Annotated in this window: 14 protein-coding genes and 1 pseudogene; 10 read left to right on the top strand and 5 right to left on the bottom strand. The window is 61.8% G+C overall.

The features are described 5' to 3' along the window. On the bottom strand, positions 1-1,168 hold a 1,168-nt coding region (locus ACE04F_RS05305; protein ID WP_486105317.1), incomplete at its 3' end, for an aspartate aminotransferase family protein. A 214-nt stretch (positions 1,169-1,382) separates the two neighbouring features. Between ACE04F_RS05305 and ACE04F_RS05310 the strand changes: the two genes are divergently transcribed. Beyond that, a complete protein-coding gene (locus ACE04F_RS05310; protein WP_434694887.1) occupies positions 1,383-2,345 on the top strand; it encodes a helix-turn-helix domain-containing protein in 963 nt (320 codons plus the stop codon). A 66-nt stretch (positions 2,346-2,411) separates the two neighbouring features. On the opposite strand, the gene ACE04F_RS05315 is transcribed toward ACE04F_RS05310, so the two are convergent. From ACE04F_RS05315 to ACE04F_RS05325, 3 genes and pseudogenes are all read right to left on the bottom strand, one after another. Beyond that, on the bottom strand, positions 2,412-3,167 hold the full coding sequence (locus tag ACE04F_RS05315) for a methyl-accepting chemotaxis protein (RefSeq protein ID WP_434698011.1): 756 nt from the start codon (positions 3,165-3,167) through the stop codon (positions 2,412-2,414). Positions 3,168-3,269: 102 nt separating this feature from the next. Further along, positions 3,270-4,550, bottom strand: a pseudogene (locus ACE04F_RS05320) (methyl-accepting chemotaxis protein); the annotation flags it as partial. Positions 4,551-4,652: 102 nt separating this feature from the next. Further along, positions 4,653-6,143 (bottom strand): MFS transporter, encoded by a 1,491-nt coding sequence (locus tag ACE04F_RS05325; RefSeq protein ID WP_486105318.1) that lies wholly within the window; start codon positions 6,141-6,143, stop codon positions 4,653-4,655. 264 nt (positions 6,144-6,407) lie between these two features. On the opposite strand from ACE04F_RS05325, the gene ACE04F_RS05330 reads away from it, so the two are divergent. From ACE04F_RS05330 to ACE04F_RS05340, 3 genes are all read left to right on the top strand, one after another. Further along, entirely contained in the window at positions 6,408-7,856 is a 1,449-nt protein-coding gene (locus ACE04F_RS05330; RefSeq protein ID WP_486105319.1) for an APC family permease, read from the top strand. An 83-nt stretch (positions 7,857-7,939) separates the two neighbouring features. Next, entirely contained in the window at positions 7,940-9,361 is a 1,422-nt protein-coding gene (locus tag ACE04F_RS05335) for an aldehyde dehydrogenase family protein (protein ID WP_486105320.1), read from the top strand. A gap of 88 nt (positions 9,362-9,449) precedes the next feature. Continuing rightward, positions 9,450-10,772: an alginate export family protein gene (locus tag ACE04F_RS05340; RefSeq protein WP_486105321.1), complete on the top strand. Its 1,323-nt coding sequence runs from the start codon at positions 9,450-9,452 to the stop codon at positions 10,770-10,772. A gap of 26 nt (positions 10,773-10,798) precedes the next feature. Here ACE04F_RS05340 and ACE04F_RS05345 read toward each other — a convergent pair whose 3' ends face one another. Next, entirely contained in the window at positions 10,799-11,557 is a 759-nt protein-coding gene (locus ACE04F_RS05345) for an IclR family transcriptional regulator (protein ID WP_486105322.1), read from the bottom strand. A gap of 301 nt (positions 11,558-11,858) precedes the next feature. On the opposite strand from ACE04F_RS05345, the gene ACE04F_RS05350 reads away from it, so the two are divergent. From ACE04F_RS05350 to ACE04F_RS05375, 6 genes are read left to right on the top strand one after another with little or no spacing between them, the layout of a single operon-like run. Next, a complete protein-coding gene (locus tag ACE04F_RS05350) occupies positions 11,859-13,400 on the top strand; it encodes an acetolactate synthase large subunit (protein WP_486105323.1) in 1,542 nt (513 codons plus the stop codon). Positions 13,401-13,411: 11 nt separating this feature from the next. Next, positions 13,412-14,902 carry an aldehyde dehydrogenase family protein gene (locus ACE04F_RS05355; RefSeq protein ID WP_486105324.1) on the top strand — a complete coding sequence of 497 codons (1,491 nt, stop codon included), beginning with the start codon at positions 13,412-13,414 and terminating at the stop codon, positions 14,900-14,902. A gap of 27 nt (positions 14,903-14,929) precedes the next feature. Next, positions 14,930-15,724: an SDR family NAD(P)-dependent oxidoreductase gene (locus ACE04F_RS05360; protein WP_065885621.1), complete on the top strand. Its 795-nt coding sequence runs from the start codon at positions 14,930-14,932 to the stop codon at positions 15,722-15,724. Positions 15,725-15,736: 12 nt separating this feature from the next. Further along, the gene (locus tag ACE04F_RS05365; RefSeq protein ID WP_486105325.1) at positions 15,737-16,777 is read left to right on the top strand and encodes a VPS10 domain-containing protein; all 1,041 of its coding nucleotides are present in this window, start codon (positions 15,737-15,739) and stop codon (positions 16,775-16,777) included. A gap of 11 nt (positions 16,778-16,788) precedes the next feature. After that, positions 16,789-17,247 carry a VOC family protein gene (locus ACE04F_RS05370; protein WP_076954034.1) on the top strand — a complete coding sequence of 153 codons (459 nt, stop codon included), beginning with the start codon at positions 16,789-16,791 and terminating at the stop codon, positions 17,245-17,247. 15 nt (positions 17,248-17,262) lie between these two features. Beyond that, entirely contained in the window at positions 17,263-17,865 is a 603-nt protein-coding gene (locus ACE04F_RS05375) for an amino acid synthesis family protein (protein ID WP_186690898.1), read from the top strand. Positions 17,866-17,923: the final 58 nt, after the last annotated feature.

The following is a 17,923-nucleotide window of genomic DNA, read 5'->3' on the forward strand; positions in this document are numbered from 1 at the left end:
GTTCGATACCGATCATCAAACCGCGGCCGCGGACTTCGCCGACAAACGGGCTGTTGAACCCTCGGATGCGTTCCTGCGCTTCCAGGCCCAGGGTGTGGGCGCGATCAAGCAGGCCGAGTTCCGGGTCCTGCAAGATACTGATATTGGTCAACGCCACGGCCGCAGACAACGAGTTGGCGGCGAAGGTATTGGGCATCGAGCCGTCGGGAATCTGGGCGGCGAGGTCCGAACGCATGATCAGCCCGGCCATCGGCAGGTCGCTGCCAATGCCCTTGCCGAAGGTGAGCATGTCGGGTTTGACCTCGGAGTGTTCGACCGCCCACATCTTGCCGGTGCGGCCCGCACCGGACTGTACTTCGTCAACGATCAGCAGCGCGCCGGCGCGGTCGCAGGCCTTGCGCAACAGTTGAAGGAACTCGGGGGAGGGCGGCACGTAGCCGCCTTCGCCCTGCACCGGTTCCACAATCACGGCAGCCACGTCATCGGCGGCGGTGTAAGGACTGTTCAGCAGATAGTCCACATAATCGCCGGCAATTTGCTCGGCACTTTTTTGCGTGGTATCGAAAGGAAAGCGGTAGGCGTATGGGTAGGGGGCGTGAATCACGCCGCCCATCATCGGCCCGTAGCCCTGGCGGTAGGCTGTGCCGGTAGTCAGGGCGCCAGAGGCGTTCCACACGCCGTGGTAGCCGCCGTGGAAAGCGAGGATCTGGTGGCGTCCGGTAATGCGTTTGGCGAACTTGATCGCAGCTTCCAGCGCATCGCTGCCGCTTTGCGTGAAGAACGTGATGCAGTCGCCGCGCAGGCCGTCGGGCGCGATCTCGGACATCTTGGCGGCCAGTTCGGTGCGGCGGGTGCTGTTGATTTCCAGGGCGTGCATCAGCACTTCGGACTGTTCACGGATGGCTTGCACCACCTGTGGGTGGCAGCGGCCGACGCTGCTCACGCCCACGCCCGCGGACAGGTCGATGTAGGTGTTGCCGTCGGGATCCTTGAAGGTCGCGCCGAACGCGCGGTCCATGGCGATAGGCATGCGGCCGCCGCCACGCGCCATCGATTCGGTACTCGCCGACAACGCCAGGGCCTCGCGGGTCAGGGGGCCGGGCAGGGTGCTGGAAATAATGCGCGGGGCATCTGCGAAGTGCAGGGATTCTAGTGTGGACTCAATCATGACGCACTCTCTGGGGTAGCGGTTTCAGTGTGTGGATCATTCTCATGGAGTGTCCTTGACCGTTAGCCCGAATCGGCAAATAGATGAACCGGCCCGTGCGCAGTTGTCGACAAAGAAGATTTTGAGAAGAAATTTCGCGGGGTTTGATCTTTGTGCGAATATCGCAAAGGAATGCGAGCTAAAAACAAAAATTGGCAGAGGCTTTTCGCACATCATGAGAAACCACCACATAAGCCATTTTCGCGATATCCATGTCCATGCGGCCACCGTCCAGGAGTGGAACCAGGATTACAGCCAGTTAAGCGCGGGCCTGGCCGAGAGTACGCTGATGCAGCTGACCACTGCGCGTTGCCACGTTTTCCGCGAGCAGATCAATCAGCGGGTGGTGCAGCGCGGTGTGGCGCCGCGCGGCAAGATGTGCTTCGCCGTGCCGATCAGCGTGCCGGGTTCGACGCGCATGCAGGGGCGCGAAGTGGATGACAGCAGCCTGTTCTTTCTGCAAGGGGGCGAGGAGTTCATGTTCCATATGCCGATGGGCATGGAGCTGCTGTCCATCACCTTCGAGCGCGAATGGTTCGAACAGGCGCTGGCGCAAACGGCGTCGGCCAGTGAGATCAGTCGGTTGCTGCGCCAGCCAGTGATCCGCGTGTCCGCCCAGCGCTTCACCCAGGCTCGGCTTCGGTTGCTCGCGATGCTTTCCCTGGCTGAGGTCGATGACGAACTCGACAGCGCGCGCGAGCAGGGGCTGGAACGGGCCTTGCTCGGTGAGTTGTTGCAATTGCTCACCGACCCGGCTTGCGACAAGCAGCAACGCAGCCCGAGTTCCACGCGCAGCTTCATTGTCGAGAAATGCCACCGACTGACGACTGCCGAAATGATCAACGTGCCCAGCGTTAACGAGTTGTGCCAACGCCTGCAGGTGAGTCGGCGCACCGTGCAAAACAGTTTCCGTTCGGTGGCCGAGACCACGCCGCTGAACTACTTGCGCTCGGTCCGGCTCAACGGTGTGCGCCGCACCCTGATGTGTACCCTCGCGTCCCACCTCTCGATCGGTGATGCCGCCGCCCAATGGGGCTTCTACCACCTCAGCCATTTTGCCGAGGAGTACCAGGCGCTGTTTGCAGAGTTACCGTCCCATACCCCCCGCGCCGCCATCCCCATTTGCGCGCGCGCCTGAGCACCAGTGCGGCGGCGCAGCCGAGCGTATGCCTGACCCCGCAGTGCGGTCGATGCCCGCCACGGTCTATGCGCGGAACTGGTCCATCAGCTTCATTTGCTGGTTGGCCCGTTCGTTGAGCTGACTGCTGATCTGCGCCGACTCGGCGGCCTGTTCAGTCAGTGTCTCTGTCACGCCGCGGATGGTCGAGACGTTGCGATTGACCTCCTCGGCCACTGCGCTCTGCTCTTCCGCCGCACTTGCAATCTGCAGGTTCATGTCATTGATCACCGTGACTGCGTCGCTGATCTTACCGAGCGCCTCCACGGCCTGATGGATCTGGCTGGCATTGCTCTGGGCCTGGGTCTGGCTTGAGTGCATGGTTGCCACTACGCCACGCGTGCTGGTCTGGATACGCTCGATCACCAGGCGGATTTCCTCTACAGAGTCCTGGGTTCGCTTGGCAAGGTTGCGGACTTCGTCGGCAACCACCGCGAACCCTCGGCCGCTTTCCCCGGCCCGCGCGGCCTCGATCGCTGCATTGAGGGCGAGCAGGTTGGTCTGTTCGGCGATGCTGCGGATCACTTCCAGCACCGAGCCGATCTGTTCGCTGTTGACCGCCAGCGCTTCGACTTCCGTCACGGCCTTGCTGACTTCACTGGCCAGCGCGTTGATGTCACGGGTGCTTCGCTCGATGATGGTGATGCCTTCCCTGGATGCCTGGTCTGCGCCCCGGGCCGCCAAGGCTGCGTTTGAGGCGCTGTTGGCGACTTCGTGGGCTGTGGCGCTCATTTCGTTGGAAGCGGTTGCCAATTGATCGATCTCGCGAAATTGCACCTGCATCCCTTCGCTGGTCTGGCGCGCGATTTCCGAAGACTGGTCGGCGGTGCCGCGCGCAGCGGTGATGCTCTGCTTGAGTTGCGCGATGGTGGGTTGCAGTTTGTCGAGAAACCGGTTGAACCCGTTCACCAGTTCGCCCAGCTCATCTTTCTTGCCGTAATCCAATCGTTGGGTCAGGTCGCCGTCGCCGCTGGCAATCGCCTTGAGCATCCGAGCGACACTATTGATGGGGCGTGTCACACCGGAGGCGGTGAACCAGATGAGCAGCAAGCCCAACAGCCCTGCGCCGCCGGCGACCAGCAGTGACTCCAGTGTGTCGCGGGTTTGCGTCTGGTCAAGCAAGGCCTGAAGCTTCATTGAGTCCCCCAGCAGGACGTTTTTTGGCAAGTCGATGGCTACTCCCCAGGCTGCCGCTTCGGGCATGGGCGCAACGGGGTAGACCGCGCGAATCAGTTCATCACGTGCCAGCACTACCGGCTTTTGTTGCTTCAATGCCGTGAGCACCGCCTTGCCTTCCTCTGCCAAAGGAACGCTGATGTCTTTGCCGATCTGGCTCGCGTCCGCGCTGTAGGCGGCGAGTACACCACTGTCGGAAACAATCAGCATGCGCCCTGAACCATTGAACAGCGTACGTTGAGCATCGCTCGCGGCAGCTTGCAGAGCGCCGAGCGCGAGGTCGACCCCGAGGGTGCCGATGACCTTGCCATCGGCGATCAGGGGCATCGACAGCGTGGTCATCAGTTGAACCTGTCCGGCCTGGGTGTCGGCATAGGGGGCCATGAGGCAGGTGCGTCGCGTGTCTCGCGGGCAGGTGTACCAACTGTTGTAAGGCGTGCCGCTGATGCTCAGTTCGGTTTTCTGCAAGTCGCCTTCAGGGATCAGAATATTCATCGCTTCGCCTGCGCCGCGATTCCAGGCGCTGGCAAACCGCCCGGTTTCGTTGGAGGCGCGTGCGGCGTCGTTGGCGAACTCACGGTCTTTTCCATCCAGCGCATCAGGTTCGTACACCAGCCAAAGCCCCAGAACCTGCGGGTTGCGTTCGAACGTCGTCTTGAGTGCGAGGTTCAGCTCTTCACGCAATGTAGCGGCCGCCAACCCCCGCTGGGCGGCCATGGTGCGTAGGTTGCCTGCCTGGTCGGAAAAAGCGCTGATGATCTGCAGGCTGTTGCCGAAGACGCTTTGCAGGTTCGTCGCCTGCTCCGCGGCCCTGGCCAGCAGCAGGGTTTCGCCGCTGTCAGTCAGCATCTTGCTGCTCGAGGTGCTGATCAACTGATTGTTCTGGTTACCCTGGTAGAGATTCATGCCGACGATCAGGCCGATCACGCCGAGCAGGCACAAAAAGGACAAAAGGACGAATTTCAAACGGATGGAAAGGGCGTCGAGCATTGGGCTATCTCACAGGTGAACAGCGTGTTGATCGATCATCGGTTGGTGTGGAACCACCGACTTTTTATTGGATGTGTCACTGCATCGGCTGATGTCACTGATTCATGACACCCGTTTGCGTGGCCTGACCAGCAGCGCTGCCATCAACAGCAATGCCGCACATGTCGCCAGCACGGCGACGAAACCTGCGTCGAACGCCGTACGGGCTAAGTCGGTCAGCATCGTGGCGTGTTCGGGCGAAGACGTCGCGGCAACCACCAGCGCATCGTCGAGGCTCTCGAAGATCATGGGGTTCAGGGCCAGCCATGGAGGAATCATCTGGCTCGCCGAGTAGGCGTAGATGGTCGATAACAGGCTGCCCGCCAGTGTCACGCCTGCGGCGCCGCCCAATTCAAAGGAGACTTCCTCAAGGGAGGCGGCCATGCCGGCCTTGTCGGCGGGCACGCTGAGCATGATCGTGCTGGACGCTGCGGTCAGTGCGGCGCCCATCGTAAGGCCCAGCAGCGCGAGGCTGACGATTTGCACTGGCGCTGCGGCGTTGTGCGCCAGCAAGTAGGTGAGCATCGCGGCAGCCGAGAGCAGCAGCGTCCAGAACAGCATGCGCTGCTCTCCCAGGCGCGGCAGATAATGCCCGGCAAGCGGCCCGGCGACGAACGAACCCAGCGGCAGCGGCAGGATGAACAGCGCCGCCTCCAGCGGCGACAGGCCCAGCACCAGTTGCAGGCGTTGGCTGAATACCAGTTCCATGCCGATCAAGGCGGCGGCTGATACCACTGCCGAAATCACCGCATTTCTGAAGCCAGACGTGGAGAACAGTGACAGATCCAGCATCGGCTGATCGGCACGCCGCTGACGTCGAATGAAAAGCGCCAGAAATAGCGTGCCCAGGATTAGTGCTATCAGCATGGCTTCGAAGGAGGATTGCCGTTTACCCAGCTCCTTGACCGCATAAGCTATGCTGATCAAACCGATCATGACCTGCAGCGAACCCAGCCAGTCCCAGCGTGTCTGGCTATTTCCCGGATGATTGGGAATGGTTATCGCTCCTAGCAGCAAGGCCAACAGCACAATTGGCACATTGATCAGGAATACCGAACCCCACCAGAAATGCTCCAGCAACAATCCACCTACGACCGGTCCGAATGCGGCGCCCCCTGAGGCCACTGATGCCCATATGCCGAACGCCATCGCCTGTTCGCGTCGGTCGGTAAACGTCAACCTTACCAGGGCCAATGTGGCGGGCATCATCATAGCTGCGCCGACCGCCAGGAAACCACGGGCGACGATCAACACGCCGGCCGATGGCGAGAACGCAGCGATCAGCGAGAACAGGCCGAAAACGCTCAGGCCGCCGATAAACAGCCGTTTGTGCCCGAGACGGTCGCCGAGGGTACCCATGCCCAACAGCAGTCCGGCGGCGATCAACGCGTAGATATTGATGATCCAGAGCTTTTGCGATGCCGTGGCGCTGAGCTCCCGCGTGAGTGTGGGCAGCGCGGTATACAGCACCGTCATGTCAATGACGATAAGCAGCAGCGCGCTGGAAATGATGGCAAGTATCAGCCAGCGACGGTTGGAGTCGGTAAAGGGCATGGCTGGCGTCCGTAAAAGAGGGCTGGACCTAGCATGCCTGAATGCAGAGGGGCGCCGTTATCCCAAATCGGTCCTGACGGTCGGGGCATTGCCGGTCGGGGGTGACGCCGGCGATGTTACCGATTTGGGATAGCGGGGTGTTCGTGGGCGGGCATAGCATCGAATACAGCGTGCAATCCCAAAAACAAAAGCGCTATCTGGTACCGATAGCGCCTCGCTCGGTCCCACACCACAGCGACTGCCTCATACAATAAGGTTAATAACATGAGTCTATCTATCCCGGTCAACAGCTCTACGGAGCTCAAGCGTGGCGCCTTGGGTGTCGGCTTTATCATCTTCTTCGTGATTTCGGCAGCGAGCCCGCTCAGTGTCATCGCCGGAGGCTTCCCGATTGGCATCATGCTGGGCAACGGTGCCGGCACCCCGGCGTTGTTATTGCTGGCCCTGGCGGTGCTGATGGCGTTTTCGGTCGGTTACACCACCATGGCCAGGCATGTCACCAACGCAGGTGGTTTTTACGCCTTTACCTCGCGCGGCTTGGGCGGCCTGGCCGGAGGGGCGGCGGGCGTGCTGGCGATGTTTGCCTACAACATCCTGCAGGTCGGCCTCTATGGCATGTTCGGCGGCGTGGTCAGCGGCACCATGGAAAGCGTATACGGCGTGGTGTTGCCCTGGTGGTCCTACTCGCTGATGGCGATGGTCAGCATCGCGATCCTGGGCTATCGCAAGATCGATCTGTCCGCCCGTTTGTTGTCGGTGGTCGTGATTGCCGAATACCTGGCGATCCTGACCCTGGATATCGCGATTCTCAAGACTGGCGGCGACAGCGGTGTCAACCTCGACTCGTTCACCAGCCAGCATGTGTTCAGCGGTACCCCGTCGATCGGCCTGCTGTTCTGCTTCGCGGCCTTTATCGGCTTCGAGGCCACGACGATTTACGGCGAAGAAGCGAAAAATCCGCACCGCACCATTCCGATTGCCACCTACAGCTCGGTGCTGCTGATCGGCGGCTTCTACGCGCTGTCGGTCTGGTCGATGGTGGTGGGCGTAGGTACGGATAAAATCGTGCCGATGCTGCAAGCCCTGCAGGACCCAACCACCTTTATCTACGGCATGTCGGACCACTTTGTCGGCCCGTACCTGACGCAGATTATCCGGGTGCTGTTCATGGTCAGCATCTACGCCGGGCTGCTGGCGTTCCATAACGCCGCGGCGCGCTATTTCTACGCTATCGGGCGCGACGGTCTGCTGCACAGTTTGTTGGGCACCACCCACCGTGTGCACCAAAGCCCGCATATGGGCTCGGCGCTGCAAAGTCTGATCGCCGCCGTGGTGGTACTGATCTTCGCCGCGATGGATGCCGATCCGATCCTGCAACTGTTCGCCTGGTTCTCCAACCTCGCCACCTTGTGCGTGATTTTGCTCATGGCGATGACTTCGATCTCGGTGTGTGTGTATTTCCACCGGCACCCGGAACTCAATGTCGGCCTCTGGCGCGGGCGTATCCTGCCGATTTTCTCCAGCCTGGCCTTGCTGATGGTGCTGATACTGGCGGTGGTGCATTTCGATGTGCTCACCGGCGCCAGCCAGCTTTTATCCTACGCCCTGTGCACGGTCATTCCAGCGGCGCTGCTGGGCGGCATTTTTCTCGCCGCGCGACTGCGCAAGGTCTCGCCGCAGCGCTTCCTGGCGCTGGGCAGCCACAAACTCTAAGGCATCGTGCGATACCGCCCCACTGCACACTGTTCGCTTGCCGTTGTCCGGCAAGCCTCGCCAGCGTTAAAGGAAGATGACACATGCACCACTACAAGATGCTTATCAATGGGATTCAGGTTGCCGGTGCAAACGGGCAGTTTGATGTAATCAATCCGGCCACCGGTGCCGCATTCGCCCAATGCTCGGCCGGCTCGCTGGCTCAATTGGACGACGCGGTGGCCGCCGCTCAAGTGGCCTTCAAGGCATGGCGTCACGTTTCCCATGCTCAGCGCTGCGAGCGGCTGTTGGCGATTGCCGAGAGTATCGAGCAGGGCGCCGATGAGTTGGCCCGGTTGATCGTGCAGGAACAAGGGAAACCGCTGGAACTGGCGTTTTCCGAAGTCATGGGCGCCGCCGCCTGGACACGCTATGCCGCCGGGCAGCAGATTGAAGTGGGGCTGGTGGAAGAAACCCCGACCCAGCGCATTGAGCTGCACCGCAAACCCCTGGGTGTGGTGGCGTCCATCACGCCATGGAACTGGCCGTTCATGATTGCCGTGTGGCACATCATGCCGGCGCTGCGGGCCGGCAACTGCGTGGTCAGCAAGCCGTCGAGCCTGACGCCGCTGAGTACCTTGCGTCTGGTGGAAATCATTGCGCGGCATGTGCCCAACGGTGTGATCAACTGCGTGACCGGCGAGCAGGGTTTCGGCAGTGCGATCACTTCGCACCCCGGCATTCAGAAGATTGTCTTCACCGGTTCCACCGCCACCGGCCAGAGCGTGATGCGCGGCGCTGCCACCAATCTCAAGCGCCTGACCCTTGAACTGGGCGGCAACGATGCTGCGATTGTATTGCCCGGCACATCGTTGGAAGAGGTCGCCGAGGAAATTTTCCAGGCAGCCTTCCTCAACATGGGCCAGACGTGCGCAGCCCTCAAGCGTTTGTACATTCACGAATCCCAATACGAGGCCTTCGCCGACGCGCTCACGCTGATCGCTCAGCGCCAGGTGGTGGGTGATGGCCTGGAGCCCGGCGTCAACTTCGGGCCGGTGCAGAATCTGGAACAACTGCAGTTGGTTGAAGCCCTGGTCGCCGATGCACGGGATCAGGGTGCGCGGGTCCTGTGTGGCGGCGCGCGTCTGGACCGTCCGGGGTTCTTTTACCCACCGACATTGATCGCGGATGTGACCGATGGTCAGCGCCTGGTGGACGAGGAACAGTTCGGTCCGGTGTTGCCGCTGATCGCTTACAGCGACGTCGAGGACGTGCTGCGCCGTGCCAACGCCGGTGACATGGGTCTGGGCGGCTCGGTATGGGGGCCGGATGTCCAACAGGCGCAAGCGTTGGCCAGCCGCCTGGAAAGTGGCGTGGCCTGGGTCAACTGTCACGCCCGGATCCAGCCGAATACGCCATTCGGCGGCAGCAAGATGTCTGGCTTCGGTGTCGAGTTCGGCCTCGAAGGACTGTTGGAATTTACCGGCCAGCAATTGCTGTTCGTCAATAAGCGTGCGGGCGAGTAGTGCTCGGCCAACAGGGGCGCAGCGTCGCTGCGCCCCTGTTGCCATTATCGAGACAGTCTTTAAAGACGCGCTTCAAGGAGCTTTGATCATGCGCTACCCATCCACTTTATTTCTCGGCGGCACGTTGGCATGTAGCTTGACGCTCTGCGCCATCAGCCAGGCCCTGGCCTATGAGCTGTACAGCGATGACAGCCGCCATCTCAACGCAGACATGATCGCCGTATTCGGTATGTTCAACAGCCGCAAGAACTATGACGGTACCTCGGGTGGCTCAACCTGGCGCGAAGGCCTTATCAAATACGGCTTGAGCGGCGACCAGTCCCTGGCGGGCAACGGCACCGCCTATGGTGCATTCGCCCTGCTCAGCTCCGCCACTTGGGGCGACGGCGACCCGGCCGGCAACACCCTGGGCACCGAGCGCACCACCAAAATCGAAGACGCTTACCTGGGGTGGCGCTCCGGCGATCTGTTCCCGGCATTGGGCGAGGACGGTGTGGATATTTCCGGTGGACGCCAGGTGGTCAAAGTTGGCCGTGGATTCCTGATCAACGACGACGGCCCCAACCTGGGCAAGGGCCCGGCCAACGGTACATTGAACCGCGGAGGCGGCTTCTACCTCGGGGCGCGGCATGCCTTTGATCGTACGGCCGTCCTACGGCTGGGCGGGCAGGACGGCCTGCATGGTTCGGTGCTGTGGCTCAAGTCGGATAACCGCGCCCAGGCCGAAACCGAACTGGCGGCAGGCACCCTCGACTACACGGCCGCCGCCGGTACGCTGGGTTTGACCTGGGTGCACGGCATGGGCGTCACCGATCAATGGGCCAATGACTTGCAGAAACAGCGCGACGGCATGAACACCTACAGCCTGCGCGGCGAAGGCAACGCGGGCGTCAAAAATGCCAGTTTCGCCTTCGAATACGCCTGGCAGGATAAGGACGCGGGGCCTGAAAAAGCCTGGTACGGCGAAGCCAGCTACACCTTTGCCGACGTCATCTGGGCGCCGAAGCTGACCTATCGCTACACCCGATACTCGCAAAAATGGGACCCGCTGTTTACCGGGCTCAGCACCGGTTACGGCACCTGGTTTCAGGGTGAAGTGGCGTCCAACTACGCCGGCCCGTTCAACAGCAACACGCGTGTCCAGCATGTGGGCCTCAAGGCCACGCCGCTGGAAAACCTGACCCTGGGCGCGTTGTACTTCGACTTCGAGACTGTGCGCAAAAGCAATGCACTGAACCTCGATGCGCGGGAGCTTGACGTGTACGCCGAGTGGGCGGTCAACCCGCACCTGATCATCACGCCGCTGATTGGTCTCTACAAACCGAAACAGGATTCCACCACGGGCGGCAACCAGGCGGTCGGCAACGGCACCAACCTGTACAGCCAAGTGACCGTCGCCGTACCGTTCTGATCCACCCTGGCTGTCGCGTCTTGACTTCAGGACGCGGCGGCGCCGGGTTGATTGCGCATGTTCTCGGCAATCCGTCGCGTGGTGTCCATCACCATCTCGATCACGGTTTCCTGGCGCAGCAGCTTGAAGCTCTGGGTGCTGCCGACAGCGGACAGGCTGCCTACCACCTCGTCGATATCCGGCTGGATGATCGGCGCCGCGATGCCGGTCAGGCCCAGGTTCAGTTCATCGTGGGTCATGCAATAGCCGTCCTTGCGAATATTCTTTGTGGCCTTGGAAAAGCTTGCCCAGTCGTAGGCACTGTCCGGATCGCCGGCCATGTGTTCTTCGAACAGGCGTTGCAGGCGACGACCTTTCTGAAAGGAGATCAATACCTTGGATTGCGCGCCACGAAAAAACGGCAGCGGGTGCCCGCGCCCGAAGGAGAAGTGGTAAGTGTCGGTGGGTTCGGCGATGTAGGTGTTGATGATGCGTCCTTCATAGAAAACGCTGGCGAACACCGCCAGGCCGGTCTGCGCCGACAACTCATGCATCAGTTCGCGCCCGGCGAGGAGGATGGGGTCGTACTGGCGCATCATCCAGTCCAGCTCGATCACGCGGGGCCCCAGGCCATAGTTGCCGGCGTCCACGCGCGTCAGCAGCCCGGCTTCGCATAACTCCTTGACGTAGCGGTACGCGGTGGCACGTGACAGGCCCATGCGCTCGGCAATGGCGTCCGGGTCGATCTTCAACGTGGCTGGACCGAACAGGTCCAGGACATTCAGCAATTTACTCAGGCTGCTCATTTCGTTCCTAGAGAAGGGATGGCACGCGGGTAAGCACTATAGGCGAAAACGCCCCGGATCCACTGTAGGAGCGAGCTTGCTCGCGAAAACGTCAACGATAACGCGTGCCTCCTGAAGGAACGCGGTGCCTGTGAGTTCTTCGCGAGCAAGCTCGCTCCTACAGGTCATCACATTAACTTATCTCGGTTTAAATTGCGCATAAATCTCAAAATAAGAGATTAATAGTGAAAAATACTTGTATGGTTTGTTTCTTTGTGTGATAAATCTCATAAGAGAAAACGCTCAAGTGAGAGGGCTGACAATGAATGGTGCGCAACTGATAGTGAATGCGGCAGCGGCAAGCGGTATCGAGTACTGCTTCGCCAACCCGGGAACCACCGAGATTCCACTGGTGGCCGCGATGGCCAGTGCGCCCGCCCTCAAGCCGGTGTTGTCGTTGTTCGAAGGGGTATGTACCGGTGCGGCGGACGGTTACGGCCGCATCGCCGGCAAACCGGCAATGACCCTGACGCACCTGGGTCCGGGCTTTGCCAACGGCATCGCCAACCTGCACAACGCACGGCGCGCCAACACGTCCATCGTCAATGTGATTGGCGACCACGCGTCCTGGCACGTCAATTACGACCCGCCTTTGGCCAGCGACATCCAGGCCCTGGCCGCCACTGTTTCCAGTTGGGTACGGACCTCGCGCACCGCGTCGGGTGTGGGCGAGGACTTGCAGGAAGCCATGCGCGCCGCCTGGCAAGCCAAGGGCCAGATCGCCAGCTTGATCCTGCCCATGGACCTGCAATCCAATACCGTGACCCACAACGGCCAGTTCAGCCCGCTGCGTGCGCCGATGCGGCGCTTTGCCGGTGACCGCATCGAAGCCGTGGCCCAGGCGCTGCGCGACGGCCAGCGCCTGGTGTTCATCGTCGGTGACCAGGGCTTGTCGGTGGCCGGCCTGGAAGCGGCGGGGCGCCTGGCGCAACTGCCCGGCGTGCGTATGTTTGCCGAAACCTTCCCGCGCCTGAGCTACCGTGGTGGTGGCTTGCCCGACCTGGATCGCCTGCCGTACTTCCCGGAAGTGGCCATCGAGATTCTCGAGCAGTACGACAAGGTGGTGTGCGCCGGTGTCGTGGAGCCCATCAGTTATTTCGGCTACGAAGGCATTCCGTCGCGGCTGGCTGAGCGTGAACGTCTGCTGTCGCTGGCCGAAGTGGGCGACGATGTTGCCGGGGCGCTGACCGCGCTGGCCGATGCGCTGGATGCGCCGGCATATGTACCGACGCCGCAGGACATCCAGCTGCCGCCGGGCGAGGCCGCGTTGAGCCCGCAGTCGGTGGGGCAAGTATTGGCCGCCGCGCTGCCGGACGACTGCATTGTCTCGGTCGAGGGCGGCACCTGCGGCTATCCGTTTTTCACCGCCTCTGCCCGTGCCGCGCGGCACCGTGTATTGACCAACACCGGTGGCGCGATCGGCCAGGGGATTCCGGTGGGGTTTGGCGCGGCCTTGGCTGAGCGTGGCAACCGGGTGTTCTGCCTGCAATCGGACGGCAGCGCCCAGTACACCATCCAGACCCTGTGGAGCATCGCCCGCGAGCAGTTGCCGGTGGTGATCCTGATTGCCGCCAACCACCGCTACGCAATCCTGCAGAACGAACTGCGCCGTTTCGGCATGACCGAGCTCGACCCGCAGTCGCTCAAGCTGACCGTGCTCGACAGTCCGCGCATCGACTGGAAGGCCCTGGCCAAAGGCTATGGCGTGCCGTCCTGCACCGTACACACCAATGCCGAACTGCAACGGGCGCTGGCCAATGCCGCTGCCGATGCCGGGCCTTGCCTGATCGAAATGGCGCTTTGAAGGAGTCGACCATGAACCAGCTCCCATTATTACCTGCCGTCCAGGCGTTCCTGGACCAACCCGGTCGCCTGTTCATCGGCGGTACCTGGCAGGACGCCGTCAGCGGTCGCCGCTTTGCCGTGGAAAACCCGGCCACTGAACAGACCCTGACCGAAGTCGCCCAGGGCGATGAGCGCGATGTGAATGCGGCCGTTGCGGCCGCCCGTGCAGCGTTTACCGGCGCCTGGGCCTTGCAGTCGCCGGCGCAGCGCGGCTTGTTGCTGTTTCGGCTCGCCGACCTGTTGGACCAGCACCGCGAGGAGCTGGCGCAACTGATCACCCTGGAGAACGGCAAGCCGATCGCCAATGCCCGCGGTGAAGCGGCCAGCGCGGCCAACATCATTCGCTACTTCGCCGGCTGGCCCAGCAAGATCGAAGGCAGCACGTTGCCCGTCTCGCCGGCCAGCGGTGCGCCGATGCTCAACTACACATTGCGTGAACCGGTCGGTGTCTGCGCGCTGATCGTGCCGTGGAACTTCCCGTTGACCATGTGCGTGTGGAAGCTCGGCCCGGCGCTGGCCACCGGTTGCGTGGCGGTACTCAAGCCCGCCGAGCAGACGCCGTTGGTGGCGATTCGCCTGGTGCAACTGATCGAGGCTGCCGGTTTCCCCGCCGGCGTAGTCAACCTGATCACGGGCCTGGGGGCCGACACCGGCGCACCGCTGGCACAGCACCCGGACGTGGACAAGATCGCCTTTACCGGCTCGACCCAGGTCGGGCGGCTGATCGCCCAGGCCGCCACCGGCAACATGAAAAAGGTCTCGCTGGAACTGGGCGGCAAGTCACCGAACATCATCCTGCCCGACGCCGACATCGTGCGCGCCGCCAAGGGCGCCGCCGACGGGATTTTCTACAACCAGGGCCAGGTGTGTACGGCCGGCTCGCGCCTGTATGTGCACGACAGTGTGCTTGACCAGGTGCTTGAAGAACTGCAGTGCCATGCCGCCGCCTATGTGCTCGGCAATGGCCTGGACCCGGCCAACAGCATGGGCCCGCTGGTGTCCGGCCGGCAGTTGAACACGGTCAAGGGCTACCTGCAGCGGGGCCAGGAAGAGGGCGCCGAACTGATTTGCGGCGGCGGTCGTCCAGAGCACCTGGAGCGCGGTCACTTCATTGAACCCAGCGTGTTCCTGGACCGTGCCGAGCGGGCCTGCGTGGCCCGCGAAGAAATCTTCGGCCCGGTGCTGACCGTGATGAGCTGGAGCGAAATCGACGACCTGGTGCTGCGTGCCAATGACTCGCCCTACGGCCTTGCCGCCGGCCTGTGGACCCGCGACCTGCGTTCGGCGCACCGCGTGGGCGCGCAGCTCAAGGCCGGCTCGGTGTGGATCAACTGTTGGAACGTGGTCGATCCGGCCTCGCCGTTCGGCGGTTACAAGCAATCCGGCTGGGGCCGGGAAATGGGCAAGAACGTGATCGACGCCTACACCGAAACCAAAAGCGTCTTCGTCGATCTCGCCTGAATCGAACAATCACAAGAGGAAATGGCAATGGATCTGGAATTGAAAGGCCGCGTGGCAATCGTCACCGGTGGCGGCATGGGCATCGGCAAGGAAGTCGCACGGTTTCTGTCCGAGGAAGGCTGCAAGGTGGTGATCTGCGCGCGGCGCATGGCGTTCCTGCAACTGGCTGCCGAAGAGATCACGGCACAGACCGGTAATGAAGTGCTGCCGCTGTTCTGTGACACCAACGACATGAAGGCCGTGTCCGAGATGGTCGATGCTGCGTACAAGCATTTCGGCCGTATCGACATCCTCGTCAACGGTGCAGCCGCGCCGTCTGGTGTGGTGCGCAATGACATTGAACACGCCGGCGACGATGAATTGCTGTCGGACCTCAATACCAAGGTGATCGGCTACTTCCGTTGCGCCAAGGCCGTGACCCCGCACATGAAGGCTGCCGGCTTCGGTCGCATCATCAACATCGGCGGGCTCACCGGGCGCAGCAGCAAAGTGCTCTCGGGCATGCGAAACCTGGCGATTGCCCACATGACCAAAACCCTGTCCGACCAGCTCGGCCCGTCGGGCATCACGGTCAACCTGATTCACCCCGGCGTGGTGGATACCCCGCATATCCAGGAGCTGTACGACCGCGAAGCGGTCAAGCAGGGCAAGACCGCGGAACAGGTTGAACAGGCGTACATCGACGCGACGCCGATCCGCCGCACCCTGGCGCCGATTGAAATGGGCTGGCTGATCGGCTTCCTGGCGTCGCCGAAGGCCGGCGCGGTAACCGGTGAGTCAATCGGTATCGACGGTGGTTTGACCCGTGGCATCTATATCTGAGGAGTATCAGAGATGAGTAACGGAACCCTTTTAGTCGCCACCGTCGGGCAGGCGGTGATTCGCAGTGCCGACGATGGCAAGACATGGCATCGCCTGGGCCTGGGGCAAGACCTTGAATTCGATGCAATCACTCGGTCCTTGAGCGTGCATCCCGACACGCCCGAGCGAATCTATGCCGGCACCGACGTGGGCTTGTGTGTCAGCCACGACACCGGTGGGCACTGGCAGCGCGTCGATTCGCCGTTCAACGGCGAGACGGTGTGGAAGGTCGCTGTGGACCCGCAGGATGCCCAGCGAATCTTTGTCGGTACCGGTGCGCCTTCGCGCGCTGTGCTGTGGCGCACCCTGGACGGCGGCCTCAACTGGGATCGCGCGCCGGTGGAGATTCCTGAATTCTGTGACGGCGTCAGTCGCCCACGTTTGCTGGCCTTCGCCTACGACCCCACTGACCGCAATCAGGTGTGGTTCGGCCTAGAGGAGGGTGGGCTGTTCCATTCCCGCGACGGTGGCGACAGCTGGACTCGGGTTGATGACCGCCTGCTGTGGGACTTCAATTCGGACATCCACAACATCCTGGTGCTGCCCAACCATGGCGAAAAAATCATCGTGGTGGTGTGCGTCAACGCGGTCTACCGCAGCCTGGATGAAGGCTTGACCTGGACCGGCATCGTTGGCCGGGAGGCGTTCGGCTTGTACTACATACGCGCCATGAACGCGCCGCTGGGCACCGAGGACACGTTGTACCTGAGCATTTCCGACGGCACTCCCGGCACCACCAGCAAAATCCTGGTTTCCCGTAATGCCGCCCTCAGTTGGGAGGTATTGCCGCTGCCGCAGCAGCCCAACTCCTGCGTGTGGGCCATTGCCTTCAACCCGGCCAACCCGCGCCAGATCGTGGCGGGCACCAAGTATGGGCACTTGTTCACCTCCGACAATGGCGGGAACGGCTGGCAGAAGCACTGGCGCGAATTCAGCGAGATCGCGGATGTGCTCTGGACGCCTGCCGTGGCGCAGATCAAGGCCGGGCATCAATCCATCGTCAAGAAGAACTGAGGTAATCGGTGATGAAAGTCAAAATCCTTCGGACTCACTTATCGCTATTTGTGAGTGATCCTGATGTGTCGGCGCGCTGGTATGCCGACATCCTGGGCATGCACGAAAGTGCCCGGGGCGAAAGTTGGGTCATGATGGCATTTGGCACCAAGCATCACGACATCGCCTTGATTCGTGCAGAACCGGGCGCCCACCAGGGCGGCCTGGGCCTGCAGCACTACGGATTGGAAATCGAAGGTGACATGACCACCTTGCGCCAGCTCTACGGCATGTTGCTGAAGAAGGGGGTGGAGGTGGTGAAAATTACCGATCATGAAATCGGCAACGGCCTGTATTTCAACGACCCCGATTGCAATCGCATGGAATTCTTTCTCGAGACCGAGCATGACGATGCGTGCGGCAAGGCCCGCTTCAAGGCCGCCCGTGCACCGAGTCGCAACATCACGCTTGATCCCCTTGACCCGATTTGAACCGAGGTTCACCTGATGAAAACCGCGAATTTTGCCAGCTATCACATCCGCAAATGGTACAGCTTCGTCGAAGAAACCCTGGCCAACGAAAGTGGCCAGCTGGCCGATGGCGAGCCGCTGTTCAAATACGCCGTGGCTGCCGTCATCGCTAACCCTTATGCCGGGCGCTACAGTGAGGACCTTTCGCAATTGATCGACCCGTCGCCGTTGCTGGGCGAAGAGTTCGGCCGGCGCATCAATGCGTTGGCCGGCGCACATGAAATTGTCAGCTATGGCAAGGCCATCCTGGTGGGCAGCGCGGGTGAATACGAGCACGGCAACGCGTTCCTCACCAACCCGGCCGCCGATCCGATCCGCGTCGCCCTGGGCGGTGGCAAGTCGTGGGTGCCCTCGACCGGCAAGCGCGGCGGGCCGGGTTCGACCATCGACGTACCGCTGGCCCACAAAGACGCGCTGTACGTGCGTTCGCATTACGACAGCTTCTCCCTGACGTTCGGTGACGGCCCTTCGGCTGATGAGGTGGTGGTGATTTGGGCGTTCGCCACCCGCGGCCGTTTGCATGCGCGGTTGGGCGGCCTGAAGGCCGAGGATGTAAAAGGTATTGACGGGCTGCACTGATAAAGGCGCAGCATCAAGCAGTGTTGGATCAAAACCACAACAAGAAAGCGGTGAATAG

It is taken from the genome of Pseudomonas sp. AGC41 (assembly GCF_057334555.1).

What these genes read in the sequence shown, in the direction of transcription:
- ACE04F_RS05325 (WP_486105318.1), bottom strand. Translation starts at nt 6,143, where the DNA reads ATGCCCTTTACCGACTCCAACCGTCGCTGGCTGATACTTGCCATCATT.
- ACE04F_RS05360 (WP_065885621.1), top strand. Translation starts at nt 14,930, where the DNA reads ATGGATCTGGAATTGAAAGGCCGCGTGGCAATCGTCACCGGTGGCGGC.
- ACE04F_RS05365 (WP_486105325.1), top strand. Translation starts at nt 15,737, where the DNA reads ATGAGTAACGGAACCCTTTTAGTCGCCACCGTCGGGCAGGCGGTGATT.
- ACE04F_RS05335 (WP_486105320.1), top strand. Translation starts at nt 7,940, where the DNA reads ATGCACCACTACAAGATGCTTATCAATGGGATTCAGGTTGCCGGTGCA.
- ACE04F_RS05330 (WP_486105319.1), top strand. Translation starts at nt 6,408, where the DNA reads ATGAGTCTATCTATCCCGGTCAACAGCTCTACGGAGCTCAAGCGTGGC.
- ACE04F_RS05370 (WP_076954034.1), top strand. Translation starts at nt 16,789, where the DNA reads ATGAAAGTCAAAATCCTTCGGACTCACTTATCGCTATTTGTGAGTGAT.
- ACE04F_RS05350 (WP_486105323.1), top strand. Translation starts at nt 11,859, where the DNA reads ATGAATGGTGCGCAACTGATAGTGAATGCGGCAGCGGCAAGCGGTATC.
- ACE04F_RS05315 (WP_434698011.1), bottom strand. Translation starts at nt 3,167, where the DNA reads ATGCAGGTGCAATTTCGCGAGATCGATCAATTGGCAACCGCTTCCAAC.
- ACE04F_RS05355 (WP_486105324.1), top strand. Translation starts at nt 13,412, where the DNA reads ATGAACCAGCTCCCATTATTACCTGCCGTCCAGGCGTTCCTGGACCAA.
- ACE04F_RS05345 (WP_486105322.1), bottom strand. Translation starts at nt 11,557, where the DNA reads ATGAGCAGCCTGAGTAAATTGCTGAATGTCCTGGACCTGTTCGGTCCA.
- ACE04F_RS05310 (WP_434694887.1), top strand. Translation starts at nt 1,383, where the DNA reads ATGAGAAACCACCACATAAGCCATTTTCGCGATATCCATGTCCATGCG.
- ACE04F_RS05375 (WP_186690898.1), top strand. Translation starts at nt 17,263, where the DNA reads ATGAAAACCGCGAATTTTGCCAGCTATCACATCCGCAAATGGTACAGC.
- ACE04F_RS05340 (WP_486105321.1), top strand. Translation starts at nt 9,450, where the DNA reads ATGCGCTACCCATCCACTTTATTTCTCGGCGGCACGTTGGCATGTAGC.